This is a genomic window from Rhodococcus sp. 4CII, assembly GCF_014256275.1.
GTDB classification, from domain to species: Bacteria; Actinomycetota; Actinomycetes; order Mycobacteriales; family Mycobacteriaceae; genus Rhodococcus_F; species Rhodococcus_F wratislaviensis_A.
The window spans coordinates 4830834-4844478 of the sequence record NZ_JACCFE010000002.1; the positions used below are offsets into that span (position 1 = coordinate 4830834).

A 13645-nucleotide genomic window follows, 5' to 3' on the forward strand; every position below is an offset into this window, starting at 1 on the left:
CCCGTGGTTGACAAGTACTCACAGGCCGAAGGCCCTGAGCGCACTGCGGAGACCATCCGGGCGCTCCGCGAGGGGAACGGGTTCGACGAGTGCGAACGCGCAGCCGACCTTCCGCGCGGCGCCGTCAGCTTCCTCGCTGTCGCCGATCATCAGGGTCCGCTCGGGTTCGGAACCGAGTGCGGTGAGGGCGTGCTCGAAGATCTTCGGATTCGGTTTGACCGCACCCACCTCGAACGACAACACGAATTCGTCGACGAGATGCTCGACTCCCAGATCCGTGAACGCCGGCCGGATGTCGAACGCGATGTTGCTCAGTACCGCGACCTTGATTCCTCGGTCCTTCAGTGACGCAAGCACTTCCGCGGTGTCGGGATAGGCGCTCCAGCATCCCGGGTCGATCAGCCGCTCGTACAGCCCGACCGCCTGGTCCTCGTGCGCGACCCCGGACTTCCGCAGCACGTCGAGGTACGCCTGCCGGTGGAACCGCGGGTCGAGGTCGCGGTTGATCCAGGCATGGTGCTCGGCGGCGTCCATCTCGACGGTCTGACCGACCGGCGCCGTCATGCGTCGCATCAGTTCTGCCTGCTGGTGGAGGTCGAACGGTTCACCGTCGTGGTCGGTGAGGCCGGACATCCAGCTGTCGTCTTCTTCCAGCCGGAACAGTGTGCCGGAGAAGTCGAAGATCACTGCGTCGAAGTCGGAGAGATCGGAAGCCACGTTTCCAGGCTAACGCGCGTTGCACGAGACTTCAGGGTGAAGCCGGACGGGTCAGTCGACTTCGAGTTCACCCATCAGGGACCACTCGGTGCCGTCGATCGTGGTGTTGATGATCCGTGGCGTCTGGGCGAGGGCGGGTTTCAAGGTGGCCATCGCGTTCTGGAAATGGTCGCTCTGCACGTGGGCGGCGGCGGCGTCGTCGTCGCGGAACGCTTCGACGAGGACGTACAGGTTCGGATCTTCGACCGCGCGCGACCAGTAGAACCACAGATTGCCCGGTTCGTTCCGGGTCGCGTCGGTGAACGGCCGCACCAGGTCGAGCCAGCCGTCCGCGTGGTCCGGTTTCACGGTGAAGTTGACGACGATGAAGATCACGGCTGCCTCGCTTCTCGAGTTCGCGGATTCCGTCACGAATGCTACGCGCGCGGTGATCCAGGGCGCGTGAGGAGTAGCGCGCCCTGGATCACCGAGGGTCAGTGCGCTTCGGCGAGTTCCGCGCCGATTCCGGTTTCGGCCCGGACCAGCATCTCGGCGAACTTCTCGTCCCGATCGGCCGACCGGCCCTGACGGCGTTCGGCGGTGAGTGAACCGATCACGGCGGCGGCCAACCCGAGCGGCATCGTGATGATCACCGGCAACTGGATGGTCAACGGCGCCGGTCCACTACCCAGCCAGAGCGCTTCGGTGAACAGCAGGCTGACGACCGTGGATGCGAGTCCCACCGAGATTCCCCACACGGCGCCGTTGCTGTTGAAGCGCCGCCAGTTCAGGCAGAGCAGCAGGCTGGGCAGGTGCGCGCTGCCGGCGACCATGAACGCCATTCCCATGAAATACGTGATGTTGGTGGTGTCGCCGATCGCCATCGTCAGTCCGATCGCGACGATGCTGAACGCGACCGCCGCGTATCGGGCGACCTTGGCCTCGCGGGCGTCCGCGGTCTCGGTGCCGGCGTCGGCGGTCTTCCTGCGGGTGAGGGTGGGCCACACGTCGTGGGCGAACGTTCCTGCCGCGGAGATCACGACGCCCGCGACGACGGCGACGATGCTCGCGAACGCGACGGCTGCCACCATGGCCAGCGCGATCGATCCGCCGATGGTGCCGACACCGCCACCGAGTTCCGTGACCAGCGTGGGAGCCGCGAGGTTGCCGCCCGCACCGACCTGATCCGCCCCGTCGGGACCGAGGAGCGCCGCGGTGCCGAAGCCCATCACGATGACGATCAGGTAGAAGACGCTGCACAGTGCGACGGTCCAGCCGAGCGATTTCCGCGCCGTTGCGGCCTCGGGGACGGTGAAGAAGCGGATGAGGATGTGCGCCATGCCGGCGGTGCCGAGCGCGAACGCCAGGGAGTACGAGATCAGGTTGATCGCACCGGTCTGCCCGAAGATCAGGCCCGGCGACAGGATGGCGTCACCGGCCTTCGCGTTCGAGGTTGCCGCCCCGAGCATGCCCGGGACGCTGAATCCGAACTTCGCCAGGATGCCGAGGCACACCACGACCGCCAGGATCGACAGGATGGACGACTTGATCACCTGAACCCACGTGGTGGCCAGCATTCCGCCGACGAAGACGTAGATCCCCATGAGCGATCCGGCGACCACGACGGACAGCCCGAACGGAATCCCGGAGACCGACTCGAGGAGAACGCCCGCCGCGACTAGTTGGGCGAGCAGCACGAACGTGCCGGTGACGATGGTGCTGAGCGCAACCACCACCCGGACCCGTCGTGCGCCGGTCCGAAATACCAGAACGTCGGCGAGAGTGAACTTTCCGACGTTGCGCATCTTCTCCGCGAGGAGGAACAGGACGGGGAGGAAGGAGATCACCGACGTGCACAGGATGACGGCGCCGTCGACTCCCTTGTAGAAGATCAAGCCGGTGGTGCCGAGGAAGCTGCCCGCGGAGATGAACTCACCGGCGATCGCGAATCCGTTCTGCCACCCGGTGATCGAGCGGCCCGCCGCGAAGAATCCGGTGGCACTGCGGCTTCGGCGCGACGCTGCGAACGTCACCCACAAGGTGAGGGAGATGACGGCGGCACAGATGCCGATGGCGAGGAAATCGGTGTCGCCGGTCATGACGCATGCTCCTGATCACGGTGTGCGATGGCGCGGACGGCGGCATCGGCGGCGGGTTCGATGTAGGTGCGGGAGAGCCGGAAGTACGCGAACACGAGCACCCAGGTGCCGGCGAACTGGGAGAACACCACCCACAGCGACAGCGGAATGCCGAACGCGGTGTTGTCGCCGAGGAATTCGGGGAAGTAGGCGAATCCGACGAGGAACGCCGAGAAGAGTGCGATCGCGACCAGGCCGAGACCGGTGGTGACGGCCCGGCGGCGGCGCCGCAGTTCGACGAACTCCGGCAGTGCGAGGATCGGTGACCAGACCGCCGCGCCGGGCACGGCGGTGGGCGATTCGGTGCTCACGCGTTCACCGCCGCGCGCCGTGCCGTGTCGAGGGCGAACTGGTTCTCGTCCCAGCCCTCGGTCAGTGGTCCGAAGTAGTGGAAGCGCACCTGCTTGACGCGATACAGCCAGCGACCGTCGATCTTGACGGCTTCGTCCGTGTAGCGACCCGCGGCGATGGAGGCGGCGCCGTCGGACACGCACGGCTGCCATAGAAACGAGCGGACGGTCGCACGATCGCCGTCGAGATCGATTTCCAGGTTGGTGATGAAGTGCCAGAACGCGGTGAGACCACCGGGGGCGAGTCCGGCGAAGAACTCTCGCATCGCGCGCTTGCCCTTCGGGTTCGACAGTCCGTCGAATTCGCCGTCGTCGGTGAAGAGGTCCATCAGGGCGTCCCAGTTGCCGTCGTCGAGATGGCGGCAGTACTGCGCGTCGAGGTATCGGATGGCCTCGAGGTCTTCCAGGCGGCGAATACGTTCTTCGAGGGTGCTCAAGGCGGCATACCTCCACGGTGCGATGTGCGGAATGTGCGAGCGACTTATTAACGGTCGTTCATGTGATGTGGACCATAACGGACATCACGTCCGCGGTCAACACGTACCGCCGTTCACCGATCGAGGGCGGTTGAGCTGCATCTTCCGGCAGGTTTGTTGCCCACACCGCACGCTGCACCTACTCTCCGAGAGATGAACACTCGGTCAAGCGGCACGGTGACTAGCCACGTCCGGCAGCGAATCCTGGACGCAGCGCTGGACGAGTTCTACACCGCCGGCTTCCACGCCGCGACCATGCGCACCATCGCGAAACGCGCAGGCTGCAGCGCCGCCAACGTGTACAACCACTTCGAGAACAAGGACGAACTACTGGTCGAGATCCTCCGGGCCGCCAGCGACGAGCAGTTCAGCGCCACCCGGAACGCCCTGCGTAAAGCGGGATCCGCACCCGCGGAGCAGTGGACGGCCGCGGTGGTCGCGCATTCGCTGTACACCGCGCGTAACCAGCGCGCCTGCCTCGTGGCCAACACCGAATTGCGCTACCTCGACGAGGTCGATCGCAAACGGGTCGTCGGCTCGCGCGATGCCCAGGAACACCTGTTCGTCACCATCGCCGAAGCGGGGGTGGCGGGCGGCGACTTCGACGTCCCGCACGTCCACCAAGCGGTGACCGCCGTGCTGACCATGTGTGCCGGCATCGCGCTCTGGTACCGGCCGGACGGCCCGCTGTCCGCGCAGGCGGTGGCGGACTCGTATGGGGTCTACGCGCTCAACCTGGTCGGACACCGTCCCGCCTGACTCGGGCGCGTTCGGCATTGACGGTCGACCCGGCTCATGCTCTACTGGGTGAACAAGCGTTAATGTGATCCGAGTGCAGAACCGCGAGTTCTCCCGTATCGCGCGCCCCGTAGTTCGAGTGGATGAGGAGTGTCCATGACTCACCGGCCGTCGCAGCCGCGTACAGACTCACCGCGGTATCTCACCGAGGACCGATTGGCGATCCGTGACCTGGCTCGCGATTTCGCAATGAAGCAGGTGCTGCCGATCGCGAACGAACTCGATCCGGTGCAGGGCACCATTCCCGACACGTTGAAGAAGGCGATGGCCGAGGTCGGCTTCTTCGGGATCATGATCCCGGAGGAGCACGGTGGTCTCGGTCTCGGGGTGTTCGAGTACTGCCTGGTCGCGGAGGAGTTGTCGCGGGCGTGGATGAGCGTGTCCGGTCTGCTCGCCCGGGGCAACGGGATGGGCGGCGGGTTCACCCCGGAACAGGAGGCCGCGCTGCTGCCGAAGGTCGCGGCGGGCGAGTACCTGGGGGCGTACGCGTTGTCGGAGGCCGAGGCCGGGTCGGATGTGGCGAACATTTCCTGCCGGGCCACCCGCGACGGCGACGACTGGGTGATCAGCGGCACGAAGATGTGGTGCACGTACGCCGACGAAGCCGATTACCTGGTGTTGTTCGCGCGGACCGATCCGCAGAAGGATCCGGCGAAGCCGCACCGCGGGATCAGTGCGTTCCTGATCGACAAGCAGCGCGGTGGGTTCCCGGCGGGGATCAGCGGCACGAAGATCCGCAAGATCGGGTATTTCGGCTGGAGCACGTGGGAGTTGTCGTTCGACGGTTTCCGGGTGCCCGGGTCGGCGATGCTCGGCGAGGAGGGCAAGGGGTTCTACCTGGCGGTGTCCGGGCTCGAGGTGGGGCGGGCGCACACCGCGGCCCGGGCGATCGGTCTGGCCCGCGGTGCACTCGAGGATTCGATCGCGTATCTGCACACCCGGCGTCAGTTCGGGCACGAGTTGGCCGACTTCCAGCATCTGCGGTTCAAGATCGCGAAGATGGCCGCCGATATCGAGGCCGCGCGGCAGCTGATGTATTCGGTGGCCACCGATATCGACACCGGTCGGCGGTGTTCGCTGGAGGCGTCGATGTGCAAACTCGTTGCGACGGAGATGGCCGAGCGGGTGACCAGTGAGGCGGTGCAGATCCACGGTGGCGCCGGGTACACCACCGATTTCCAGGTGGAGCGGCATTGGCGGGACGCGCGGCTCACGAAGATCTTCGAGGGCACCAGCGAGATCCAGATGCGCATCATCTCCGACGAACTGCTGGGGAAGGCAGCCGAATGAGCGCACCCACCATCAGCATCGCGGTCGGCGATCGCTCAGTGAGCGACACCAGGCGGGTCTCCGAACTCGCGCTGTCCCTGCCGGATACGTCCCTGACCGGAATCGCCACGGCGGGGGCGCTCACACCCGCTCCGGCGGCCGGAGCCACCCGCACCGGGCTGCAATGGAATTCGCAGTCGTCAGTGACCGGCGACGACGTCGTCCACACCGAGTCCGTCGTCACGCGCGTCGAGCAGGCGGGGAACGGGAACGTCGTCGATCGGCACGTGCGGTTGGTCGACGACGGTGGATCTGTCCGCGAGCAGGGAATCGAGACGTGGCTTCTGCCCGAATCATCCGACGTCCGATACGATCCCGCGGTCGACTTCTGCACTCCCGCCTGGGGCGAGCTTCTCCGTGAGTCCCTGTCCGCCGACCCCGCCTTCGCGTCGTCGTTGTCGACGTGGGACGGCACAGTCGGCCTGCGCTGCACCGACGCGTCGGGCCGGGCCCGTGAACTGCACCTGCGGATCTACCGCGGCCGGATCATCGACGTCGTGCGCCGCGTCCCGGGCGGGGCCACGTTCACGCTCGTCGCGCCCGCCGAGACGTGGGTCGACCTGATGTTCGCCGAGCACAACGACTTCATGCGCCGCGCCATCCGCGGCGAATTCTCCTCCAGCGGTGACGGGTACGAGTACCTGCGACTCACCAAGCCGCTCGACATCATCATCGCCCATGCCCGCGGAATGGAGGCTCGGTCATGATCGAGGCCCGGTACCTGGAGATCGACGGGGCGCTCGGCTTCGTCGAGATCGTCACCCCCGAGAACTACTCGACCGCCGAGACGCCCACCGTTCTGTGCCTGCACACCGCGGGGCAGAGCGGAGTCCAGTGGCGGCACGTCGCGTCCGACCTGGCCCGGCGGGGCTACCGGGTGATCGTCCCCGACCTTCCGGGGCACGGGCGTTCCGAGCCCGCGGTCGACGGCCCCGTCACCAGTATCGTCACGTTCGGCGACTGGCTCGGGAAGGTCCTCGACGCGCTCGACGTCGCACGCCCGTTCGTCATGGGATGTTCGATCGGGGGCAAGCTGACCCTCGAACTGGCCACCAGGCCGTCCCGACCGCTGGCGGGGGCGATCGCGATGGAAGCCGAGGCCGGACCCGGTCGCGTCAACGTCGGCGGACTGCGTCGCGAACTCGAAGACGTTGCGGGACCCAGCCGTTCGGACCGCACGTACCTCGGCACACTGGCCTCCATCGGACAGTCCGTGCCCGAGGTGAAGGCCCGCCTGATCGCCACGATGCACAAGCGTGAGGACCCGGAGATCTCGTCCTCGGACCTCATCGCTTGGGGAACCCACGACGTGCGTGAGCGTCTCGCCGAGATCACCTGCCCCATCCGGATCGTCGCCGGAGCGCAGGACCCGTGGATCCAGGCCGGACTCGTCGCGCAGGCCGCGTCGCAAATCGACGCCGCCCGCCCGGGACTTGCGACGTTCACCCTGCTCGAGGACATCGGCCATTACCCCATGGAGGAGATCGACGATTTCGCCTCGGTGGCGGACGGCTGGTTGACCGAACTGCGCGCGGCGGCGGTACTCTCGTGACCGCCCACGACACGGCCACGCGCCGTGGCACCCTCGCCTCGCTGCTCGACGAACTGGTGACGGCCGACCCGGATGCCGCCGTCACCGTGGACGTGGTCGACGGACACCCGATCGTCGGTAGCCGCGCCGATCTGCGCGCCCGGGTCGATGCCGTGAAGTCGGAACTGCACCGAGTCGGTGTCCGACGCGGCCAGTGTGTGGCCGTGTTGCTGCCGAACTGGTCGGACGCCATCGTCTGGCAACTCGCCTCGTCGGCCGTGGGCGCACACGTCATCGGCGTCAACACCCGCTACAACACGCACGAGATCGCGCACATCCTCACGTCGGCGCGACCGGCGGTCGTGGCCGTGGCAGACCGGTTCCACGGCCTCGACCTGTTCGGACGGCTGGACGAGGCACAGCGCTCCGTCGATCTCCCGGCCCCGACGGTCGCCGTCGTACACGGGCCGGGCACCGCCGGCGAGGCGATCGACCCGGCGCGGTTCGACCTCGGCGGTGGCGCCTGGGCGGCGGGCAGCGCGGACACCGGCGGGGTCCGGGCGCCGGAAACGCCCGACATGGCAACCACCACCGCTGCGGGCGAACGGGCTGCCCCCGACGACCCGCTCGCGGTCGCCTTCACCACATCCGGTTCCACGGGAGTCCCGAAACTGGCGGCTCACCGCGAATCGGCGGTGGTCGGGCATGCGCGGGCCGACGCCGCCGTCCTCGATGTCGAACCCGGCGACGTCACCCTCTGCGTGCTGCCGGTGTCGGGGGTGTTCGGATTCAGCACCGCCCTGGCGACTCTCGCCGGCGGCGGCGCCCTGCTGATGGAACCCGTCTTCGACGCCGCGACGACGCTGCGGCGCATGCAGTCGCTGAAGGTGACGCACGTGGTGGGCGGCGACGACCTCTTCGCTCGCCTCCACGACACGTGGCGGGGCGGTGAACGCGCCGACCTGTCGTCGTTGAAGCGGCTCGGGATCGCCGACTTCCTCGGTCGGTCGCACGAGGTGGCGGCGTGGGTTCGCGACGAATTCGACGCCGTGACCACCGGTGTCTTCGGGTCGTCCGAGGTGTTCGCCCTGATGCTGCTGTGGGACGTCACCGACCCGGAATCGGTGCGCTGGAACGGGGGCGGGCGCCCGGTGGAACCCGCAATCGAGATCCGGATCGCCGACCCGCTCGACGACTCCGTTCTCCCCGACGGCGAACAGGGTGAGCTGCAGGTCCGCGGACCGAACGTCGTCGACGCGTACCTCGGCAACCCCGATGCGGCCGCGCGCGCGTTCACGTCGGACGGGTGGTTCCGCAGCGGCGACCTCGCGGTCGCGACCGGCGACGGCGGCTATACGTATGTATGCCGGATGGGCGATGTGCTCCGGTTGCGCGGATTCCTGGTGGATCCCGCCGAGATCGAGCACCGGCTGGCCGAGCACGACGCCGTCCACCTCACGAAGGTCGTCGGCATCACCGGCCGCGGCGGATACACCGAGGCCGTCGCGTTCGTCGTCCCGACGGAGGGAACCGACGCCGACGCCGCCGAGCTCAAGGCCTGGTGCGCAGAGTCGTTGGCGGCGTTCAAGGTTCCCGCCGCCGTGCACATGATCGAGGAGATGCCGACCACCGTGGGCGGTAACGGAGCCAAGATCCGAGCGGTCGAGCTGCGCGAATGGGCGCAGCAGTGGACCGATCACGAAAGGGATTTCCGCAGTGCCTGAAAATTCGAACGCCCAGGCGACCGATGTCGTCGTCTGTGAGCCCCTGCGCACCCCCGTCGGCCGATACGGCGGCCAGTTCACGGACGTTCCCGCCGCCGACCTCGGCGCCCGCGTCGTGTCCGAACTGCTCGCTCGCACCCAGGTGGACCCGGGCAGCATCGACGACGTGATCTTCGGCCAGTGCTACCCGAACGGCGAGGCGCCCGCCATCGGCCGGGTCGTGGCCCTCGACGCGGGCCTGCCGGTGACGGTTCCCGGCCAGCAACTCGACCGTCGCTGCGGATCGGGACTGCAGGCCGTGCTCGACGCGGCGATGCGCGTGCAGACGGGAGTCGCGGAACTGGTGATCGCCGGCGGCGTGGAATCGATGAGCCGCGCCGAGTACTACACCGAGGCGATGCGATGGGGAGCCAAGGGTGCCCCGGCGGCGATGCACGACCGGCTCGCCCGCGGCCGCGTCACCGCCGGCGGACGCCACTATCCGGTGCCCGGCGGCATGCTGGAGACGGCGGAGAACCTGCGCCGCAAGTACCGCATCAGTCGCCAGGAACAGGACGAACTCGCGGCCAGCTCCCATCAGCGGGCGGTGGCCGCGATCGACTCGGGGAAGTTCGCCGAGGAGATCGTTCCGGTGGAAGTGCCCGTCCGTAAGGGCGATCCGCAGGTGGTGGACCGGGACGAGCATCCCCGCGCCGACACGACGGTCGAGTCGCTGGCACGCCTGCGGCCCATCATGGGCCGCACCGACCCCGACGCAACCGTCACCGCCGGCAACGCCAGCGGACAGAACGACGGTGCGGCGGCCTGTCTCGTCACCACCCGGGCGGAGGCGGAACGTCTCGGTCTCCGTCCGCTCGCCCGCCTGGTGACCTGGGCGGTCGCGGGTGTGGAGCCGTCCGAAATGGGCATCGGGCCGGTCCCGTCCACCGAGCGGGCCCTGAAGCGTGCCGGGCTCACGCTCTCGGACATCGACCTGATCGAACTGAACGAGGCCTTCGCGGCGCAGGCGCTCGCGGTCACGCGCGAATGGAACTTCGGCGCACAGGATTTCGAGCGCACCAACGTCAACGGTTCGGGGATCTCGCTCGGGCATCCGGTCGGGGCGACGGGCGTCCGGATCCTCACGACACTGCTGCGGGAGATGGAGCGTCGCGACGCGCGGTACGGCCTCGAGACGATGTGCATCGGCGGCGGCCAGGGGCTGACGGCGATCTTCGAGAGGGTCTGACCCCTCAGCTGTCGAGATCCCGAATCCAGTCGGTGAGCGCCCGCACTACGTGTGCGGGCGCTTCCGGCATGAGCGCGTGGCTCGCGTTCGGGACGACGGACACGGTGACCAGTTCGCCGAACCGGTCCCGCAATTCGTTCGCCGTCTCGCGAGGACGGAACGGGTCGAGGGCGGACTGCAGGTCGAGGATCGGCTGATGCGCGACCGCCCACCACTCGTCCTTCGGGGTGGCGGCGGACGCGGCGAGCTGCCGACGTGACACTTCCGGATACCAGCCAATGAGCCACTCCGCCGGATCGTTGCCGGGGGCGAAGAAGCCGGTCTGCAGGTAGCCGATCCGCTCCGCGTCGGGCAGCGAGGAATCCGAGCACTTCACCGCCAGCTCGGTGAGCGCCGCAGGATAGTTACGGGCCCCGGCGGCGGCCACCACGACCCCGCGTACCAGGTCGGGCCGATCGGCGCCCAGCATGCGCGCGACGTAGTGCCCGAAGGCGTGACCGACCACCACCGCCGCGCCGTTGTGCAGCGCCTCGATCACCGCTCCGACGTCGGCGGCCAGATCGTGCAACGTGATGTTCTCCAGCGGTCCTGCGCTGCGGCCGATGCCCCGCGGCTGCGGCCGGGCGACCCGGAACCCGTTCTGCGCCAGCCCGTCCGCGACCTCGTCGTAGTCGTACGACTCGCGGCCGAGGGACGGCAACAGGATCACCGTCGGCCCGTCGCCCTCGACGACGACCTCGATCACCGCGGTCGCGGTGTGCACGAACTCGGTCGTCCGCGCCTGCGAGTTGCTCGGCATGATACTTCCTCCACAAACGTCTGAAACCCTGGGCGACGCGATATCTCGCGTCGCCCAGGGCAAATGGTCGGTGTCTCAGTCCACGGCGGGATCGAGCGCGAAGTCGTAGGTAACGACCTTACGCCCGGCGTCGTCGAGCTGCGGATCGAGGAGCAGTTCGGGTTTCGTCGCGGTGGCGACGTCGTCGTCGATCCAGTCGCCACCCGCGAAGTACAGCTGGGTGATGATCGGCTGCTTGCCCGGCGAAGTCACCCGCAGATGCAGGTGCGCAGGACGCCACGGATGCCAGCCCGCGGCCTCGATGAACTGACCCGTCGGGCCGTCGGTCGGAATCTGGTACGGCGCAGGCTGAATGGTCGTGATGTCGTAGCGGCCGTCGGCGTCGGTGACGACAGCGCCGCGGAGGTTCCACTCGGGCAGGTGCGGCGCGAACTGCGAGTAGTAGCCCTCGTCGTCGGCGTGCCAGAGTTCGATCAGCGCGCCTCCGAGTCCGCCGCCGTCCAGATCGGTCACCTGCCCGCGGAGGACGAGCGGGGTGTGGACGCGGTCCTCGTCCCGCATGGGGAGGGTGCACTGCGCGGGTAGTTCCGGCGCCCCGGGCACGTAATACGGTCCTTCGATGCTGCCCTTGGTGCCCCGGAAGTTCCGGGAGTTCACCTCTTCCACCTCGTGCTCGACGAAGACGTCGAGCAGCAGCGGCCACTCGCCGCCCTCGCCCACGTCGATGAGCCACTGCTTGAGGACGCGATACTCCGGATAGGTGACGGCATGCTTCTGGATCAGCGCGCTCAACCCGGCGAGAGCCTCGGTGGCGATGGCGGACAGGCGTTCCGGGGACGTGTCGGCCATGAATCGGGCGCCCTTGAACTTGTCGGTCGCTGCGTTACCGGAGCCGACCGCGGTGGGACTTTCGATGGTGGTCATGGTTTCTCCTGGTCTGTGAAAACTAGCTGCGGCCGAAGTAGGAGACGTCGTCGTTGCCGATCAGGTCGGGCACCGTCCAGCCGTCGAGGTCGTACTCGGACAGGCACTGCTCGGCCAGTCCCTTCATCGAGCTGACCGTTCCCCGATTTTCGGCGAACATCAGCAGTTCCGCCTTCACACCCTCGTGGTTGCCGGCGTAATTGCGCTCATACAGTTCGTGGCGGCCACCGAACTCGCTGCCCACCGAATCCCACAGCGCCTTCATGATCTTGACCCGCTCGACCGCGGGCATGCCTTCGGAGCCGCGGACGTACTTGTCGAGGTACGGGCGCACGTCGGGGCTCTTGAAGTCGGCGGACGACGACGGCAGGTAGATCAGGCCGGACGCGACGTCCTGCTCGATGATCTCCTTGATCCGCGGGTACCCCTGCTGCATGAACATCCGGTACGTGAGACCGTATTCGAGCTTGGGGATGACGGTGTCGCCCACCCACGGCTCGGGGTCGCGGACCATCGATTCCGTCAACGACCAGAACAGGTTTCGCCAGCCGATGACCTCACCGACCCGCGTCTGCACGCCGCGGAAACCGCCTGCGCCGGTCGCGTCGAGGGCCTTCATCAGCAGGCCGGCGATGAAGTCGAGCTTCACGGCCAGTCGGGTGCAGCCCTGCAGGGTGAACCGAGGCAGGAACCCGGACTGCGGGAAGAACGCGTTGATCTTGTCCACGTCGCCGTACATGAAGACGTTCTCCCACGGCACCAGCACCTTGTCGAAGACGAAGATCGTGTCGTTCTCGTCCATCCGCGAGGACAGCGGGTAGTCGAACGGGCTGCCCATGACCGCGGCCTGCTGGGTGTAGGACGTGCGGCAGATCAGCTTCACCCCCGGTGCGTCCATCGGCACCGTGCAGATGAGGGCGAATTGCTTCTTCTTGATCGGCAGGCCGTAGTGGGCGACGAAGTTGTAGTTGGTGATCGCCGAACCGGTCGCGACGACCTTGGCGCCACTAACGATCAGTCCGGCGTCGGTTTCCTTCTCCACCTTCATGAACACGTCGCCGACCTCGTCGGGCGGCAGCTGGCGGTCGACCGGCGGGTTGATGATCGCGTGATTCCAGTACAGGACCTTCTCCTGCGACTCCTTGTACCAGCGCTCCGCGTTGGCCTGGAACGGCGAGTACAGCTCCTTGTTCGCATGGAGGGTGCCGAGGAACGAGGCCTTGTAGTCGGGGGAGCGGCCCATCCAGCCGTAGGTCATGCGCGCCCAGGTGGCGATCGCGTCGCGGTCCTTCAGCAGGTCCTCCGAGGACGTGGACGCCCGGAAGAACGGCATCGTCACGCCGCCGTTGCCGGTGTCGGTGGGCGTCGTCAGGGTGTCGACGTGCTCACCGGTGTGCATCGCGTCGTAGAGCCGGGCCGTCATCCGCACCGGATTGCGGAACGCCGGGTGGGTGGTGACGTCCTTCACGCGTTCGCCGTGGAGCCAGATCTCGCGGTCGTCTCGCAGCGACTCGATGTACTCGTCGCCGGTCATCGGGCGGGTGGCGAAGTTGTCGGTGCGGTTGGCCTCACAGTCTGCGGCGGTGTTGACCTTCGTGCGGTCGACAACGGTCTCGGGGGCAGCTTCGGTGGTGGTCATGATGTTCCCTTCG

Annotated in this window: 14 protein-coding genes; 6 read left to right on the plus strand and 8 right to left on the minus strand. The window is 67.5% G+C overall.

Annotated elements, in window-relative coordinates:
• Positions 1-18: 18 nt before the first annotated feature.
• The 5 genes from H0B43_RS23070 to H0B43_RS23090 all read right to left on the minus strand — a co-directional run bounded on the left by H0B43_RS23070 (position 19) and on the right by H0B43_RS23090 (position 3621).
• Positions 19-717, minus strand: a complete 699-nt coding sequence (locus H0B43_RS23070) for an HAD family hydrolase (RefSeq protein ID WP_185725827.1) — start codon at positions 715-717, stop codon at positions 19-21.
• A 51-nt stretch (positions 718-768) separates the two neighbouring features.
• Positions 769-1092: a putative quinol monooxygenase gene (locus H0B43_RS23075; protein WP_185729827.1), complete on the minus strand. Its 324-nt coding sequence runs from the start codon at positions 1090-1092 to the stop codon at positions 769-771.
• Between the two features lie 98 nt (positions 1093-1190).
• Positions 1191-2795, minus strand: coding sequence for a cation acetate symporter (locus H0B43_RS23080; protein WP_185725826.1), 1605 nt, complete (start codon positions 2793-2795; stop codon positions 1191-1193).
• The gene (locus H0B43_RS23085) at positions 2792-3145 is read right to left on the minus strand and encodes a DUF485 domain-containing protein (protein WP_185725825.1); all 354 of its coding nucleotides are present in this window, start codon (positions 3143-3145) and stop codon (positions 2792-2794) included. Before H0B43_RS23085 ends, H0B43_RS23080 begins: the two co-directional genes overlap by 4 nt.
• Entirely contained in the window at positions 3142-3621 is a 480-nt protein-coding gene (locus tag H0B43_RS23090; RefSeq protein WP_185725824.1) for a nuclear transport factor 2 family protein, read from the minus strand. The genes H0B43_RS23085 and H0B43_RS23090 overlap by 4 nt, the downstream gene beginning before the upstream one ends.
• 192 nt (positions 3622-3813) lie before the next feature.
• Between H0B43_RS23090 and H0B43_RS23095 the strand changes: the two genes are divergently transcribed.
• From H0B43_RS23095 to H0B43_RS23120, 6 genes are all read left to right on the plus strand, one after another.
• Positions 3814-4419, plus strand: coding sequence for a TetR/AcrR family transcriptional regulator (locus H0B43_RS23095; RefSeq protein WP_185725823.1), 606 nt, complete (start codon positions 3814-3816; stop codon positions 4417-4419).
• Between the two features lie 135 nt (positions 4420-4554).
• The gene (locus H0B43_RS23100) at positions 4555-5748 is read left to right on the plus strand and encodes an acyl-CoA dehydrogenase family protein (protein ID WP_185725822.1); all 1194 of its coding nucleotides are present in this window, start codon (positions 4555-4557) and stop codon (positions 5746-5748) included.
• Positions 5745-6494, plus strand: coding sequence for a hypothetical protein (locus H0B43_RS23105; RefSeq protein WP_185725821.1), 750 nt, complete (start codon positions 5745-5747; stop codon positions 6492-6494). The genes H0B43_RS23100 and H0B43_RS23105 overlap by 4 nt, the downstream gene beginning before the upstream one ends.
• Complete coding sequence (locus tag H0B43_RS23110; protein WP_185725820.1) at positions 6491-7339, plus strand: alpha/beta fold hydrolase; 849 nt, start codon at positions 6491-6493, stop codon at positions 7337-7339. The genes H0B43_RS23105 and H0B43_RS23110 overlap by 4 nt, the downstream gene beginning before the upstream one ends.
• Positions 7336-9042, plus strand: coding sequence for an AMP-binding protein (locus H0B43_RS23115; RefSeq protein WP_185725819.1), 1707 nt, complete (start codon positions 7336-7338; stop codon positions 9040-9042). Before H0B43_RS23110 ends, H0B43_RS23115 begins: the two co-directional genes overlap by 4 nt.
• On the plus strand, positions 9035-10270 hold the full coding sequence (locus H0B43_RS23120; protein WP_185725818.1) for an acetyl-CoA C-acetyltransferase: 1236 nt from the start codon (positions 9035-9037) through the stop codon (positions 10268-10270). Before H0B43_RS23115 ends, H0B43_RS23120 begins: the two co-directional genes overlap by 8 nt.
• Positions 10271-10274: 4 nt before the next feature.
• Here the strand turns inward: H0B43_RS23120 and H0B43_RS23125 are convergent, their stop codons facing one another.
• The 3 genes from H0B43_RS23125 to H0B43_RS23135 form a co-directional block, all read right to left on the minus strand.
• Positions 10275-11069 (minus strand): alpha/beta fold hydrolase, encoded by a 795-nt coding sequence (locus H0B43_RS23125; RefSeq protein WP_185725817.1) that lies wholly within the window; start codon positions 11067-11069, stop codon positions 10275-10277.
• Between the two features lie 75 nt (positions 11070-11144).
• On the minus strand, positions 11145-11993 hold the full coding sequence (catA, locus tag H0B43_RS23130) for a catechol 1,2-dioxygenase (protein ID WP_185725816.1): 849 nt from the start codon (positions 11991-11993) through the stop codon (positions 11145-11147).
• A gap of 22 nt (positions 11994-12015) precedes the next feature.
• Positions 12016-13632, minus strand: a complete 1617-nt coding sequence (locus H0B43_RS23135; RefSeq protein ID WP_185725815.1) for a 4-hydroxyphenylacetate 3-hydroxylase family protein — start codon at positions 13630-13632, stop codon at positions 12016-12018.
• Between the last annotated feature and the right edge of the window lie 13 nt (positions 13633-13645).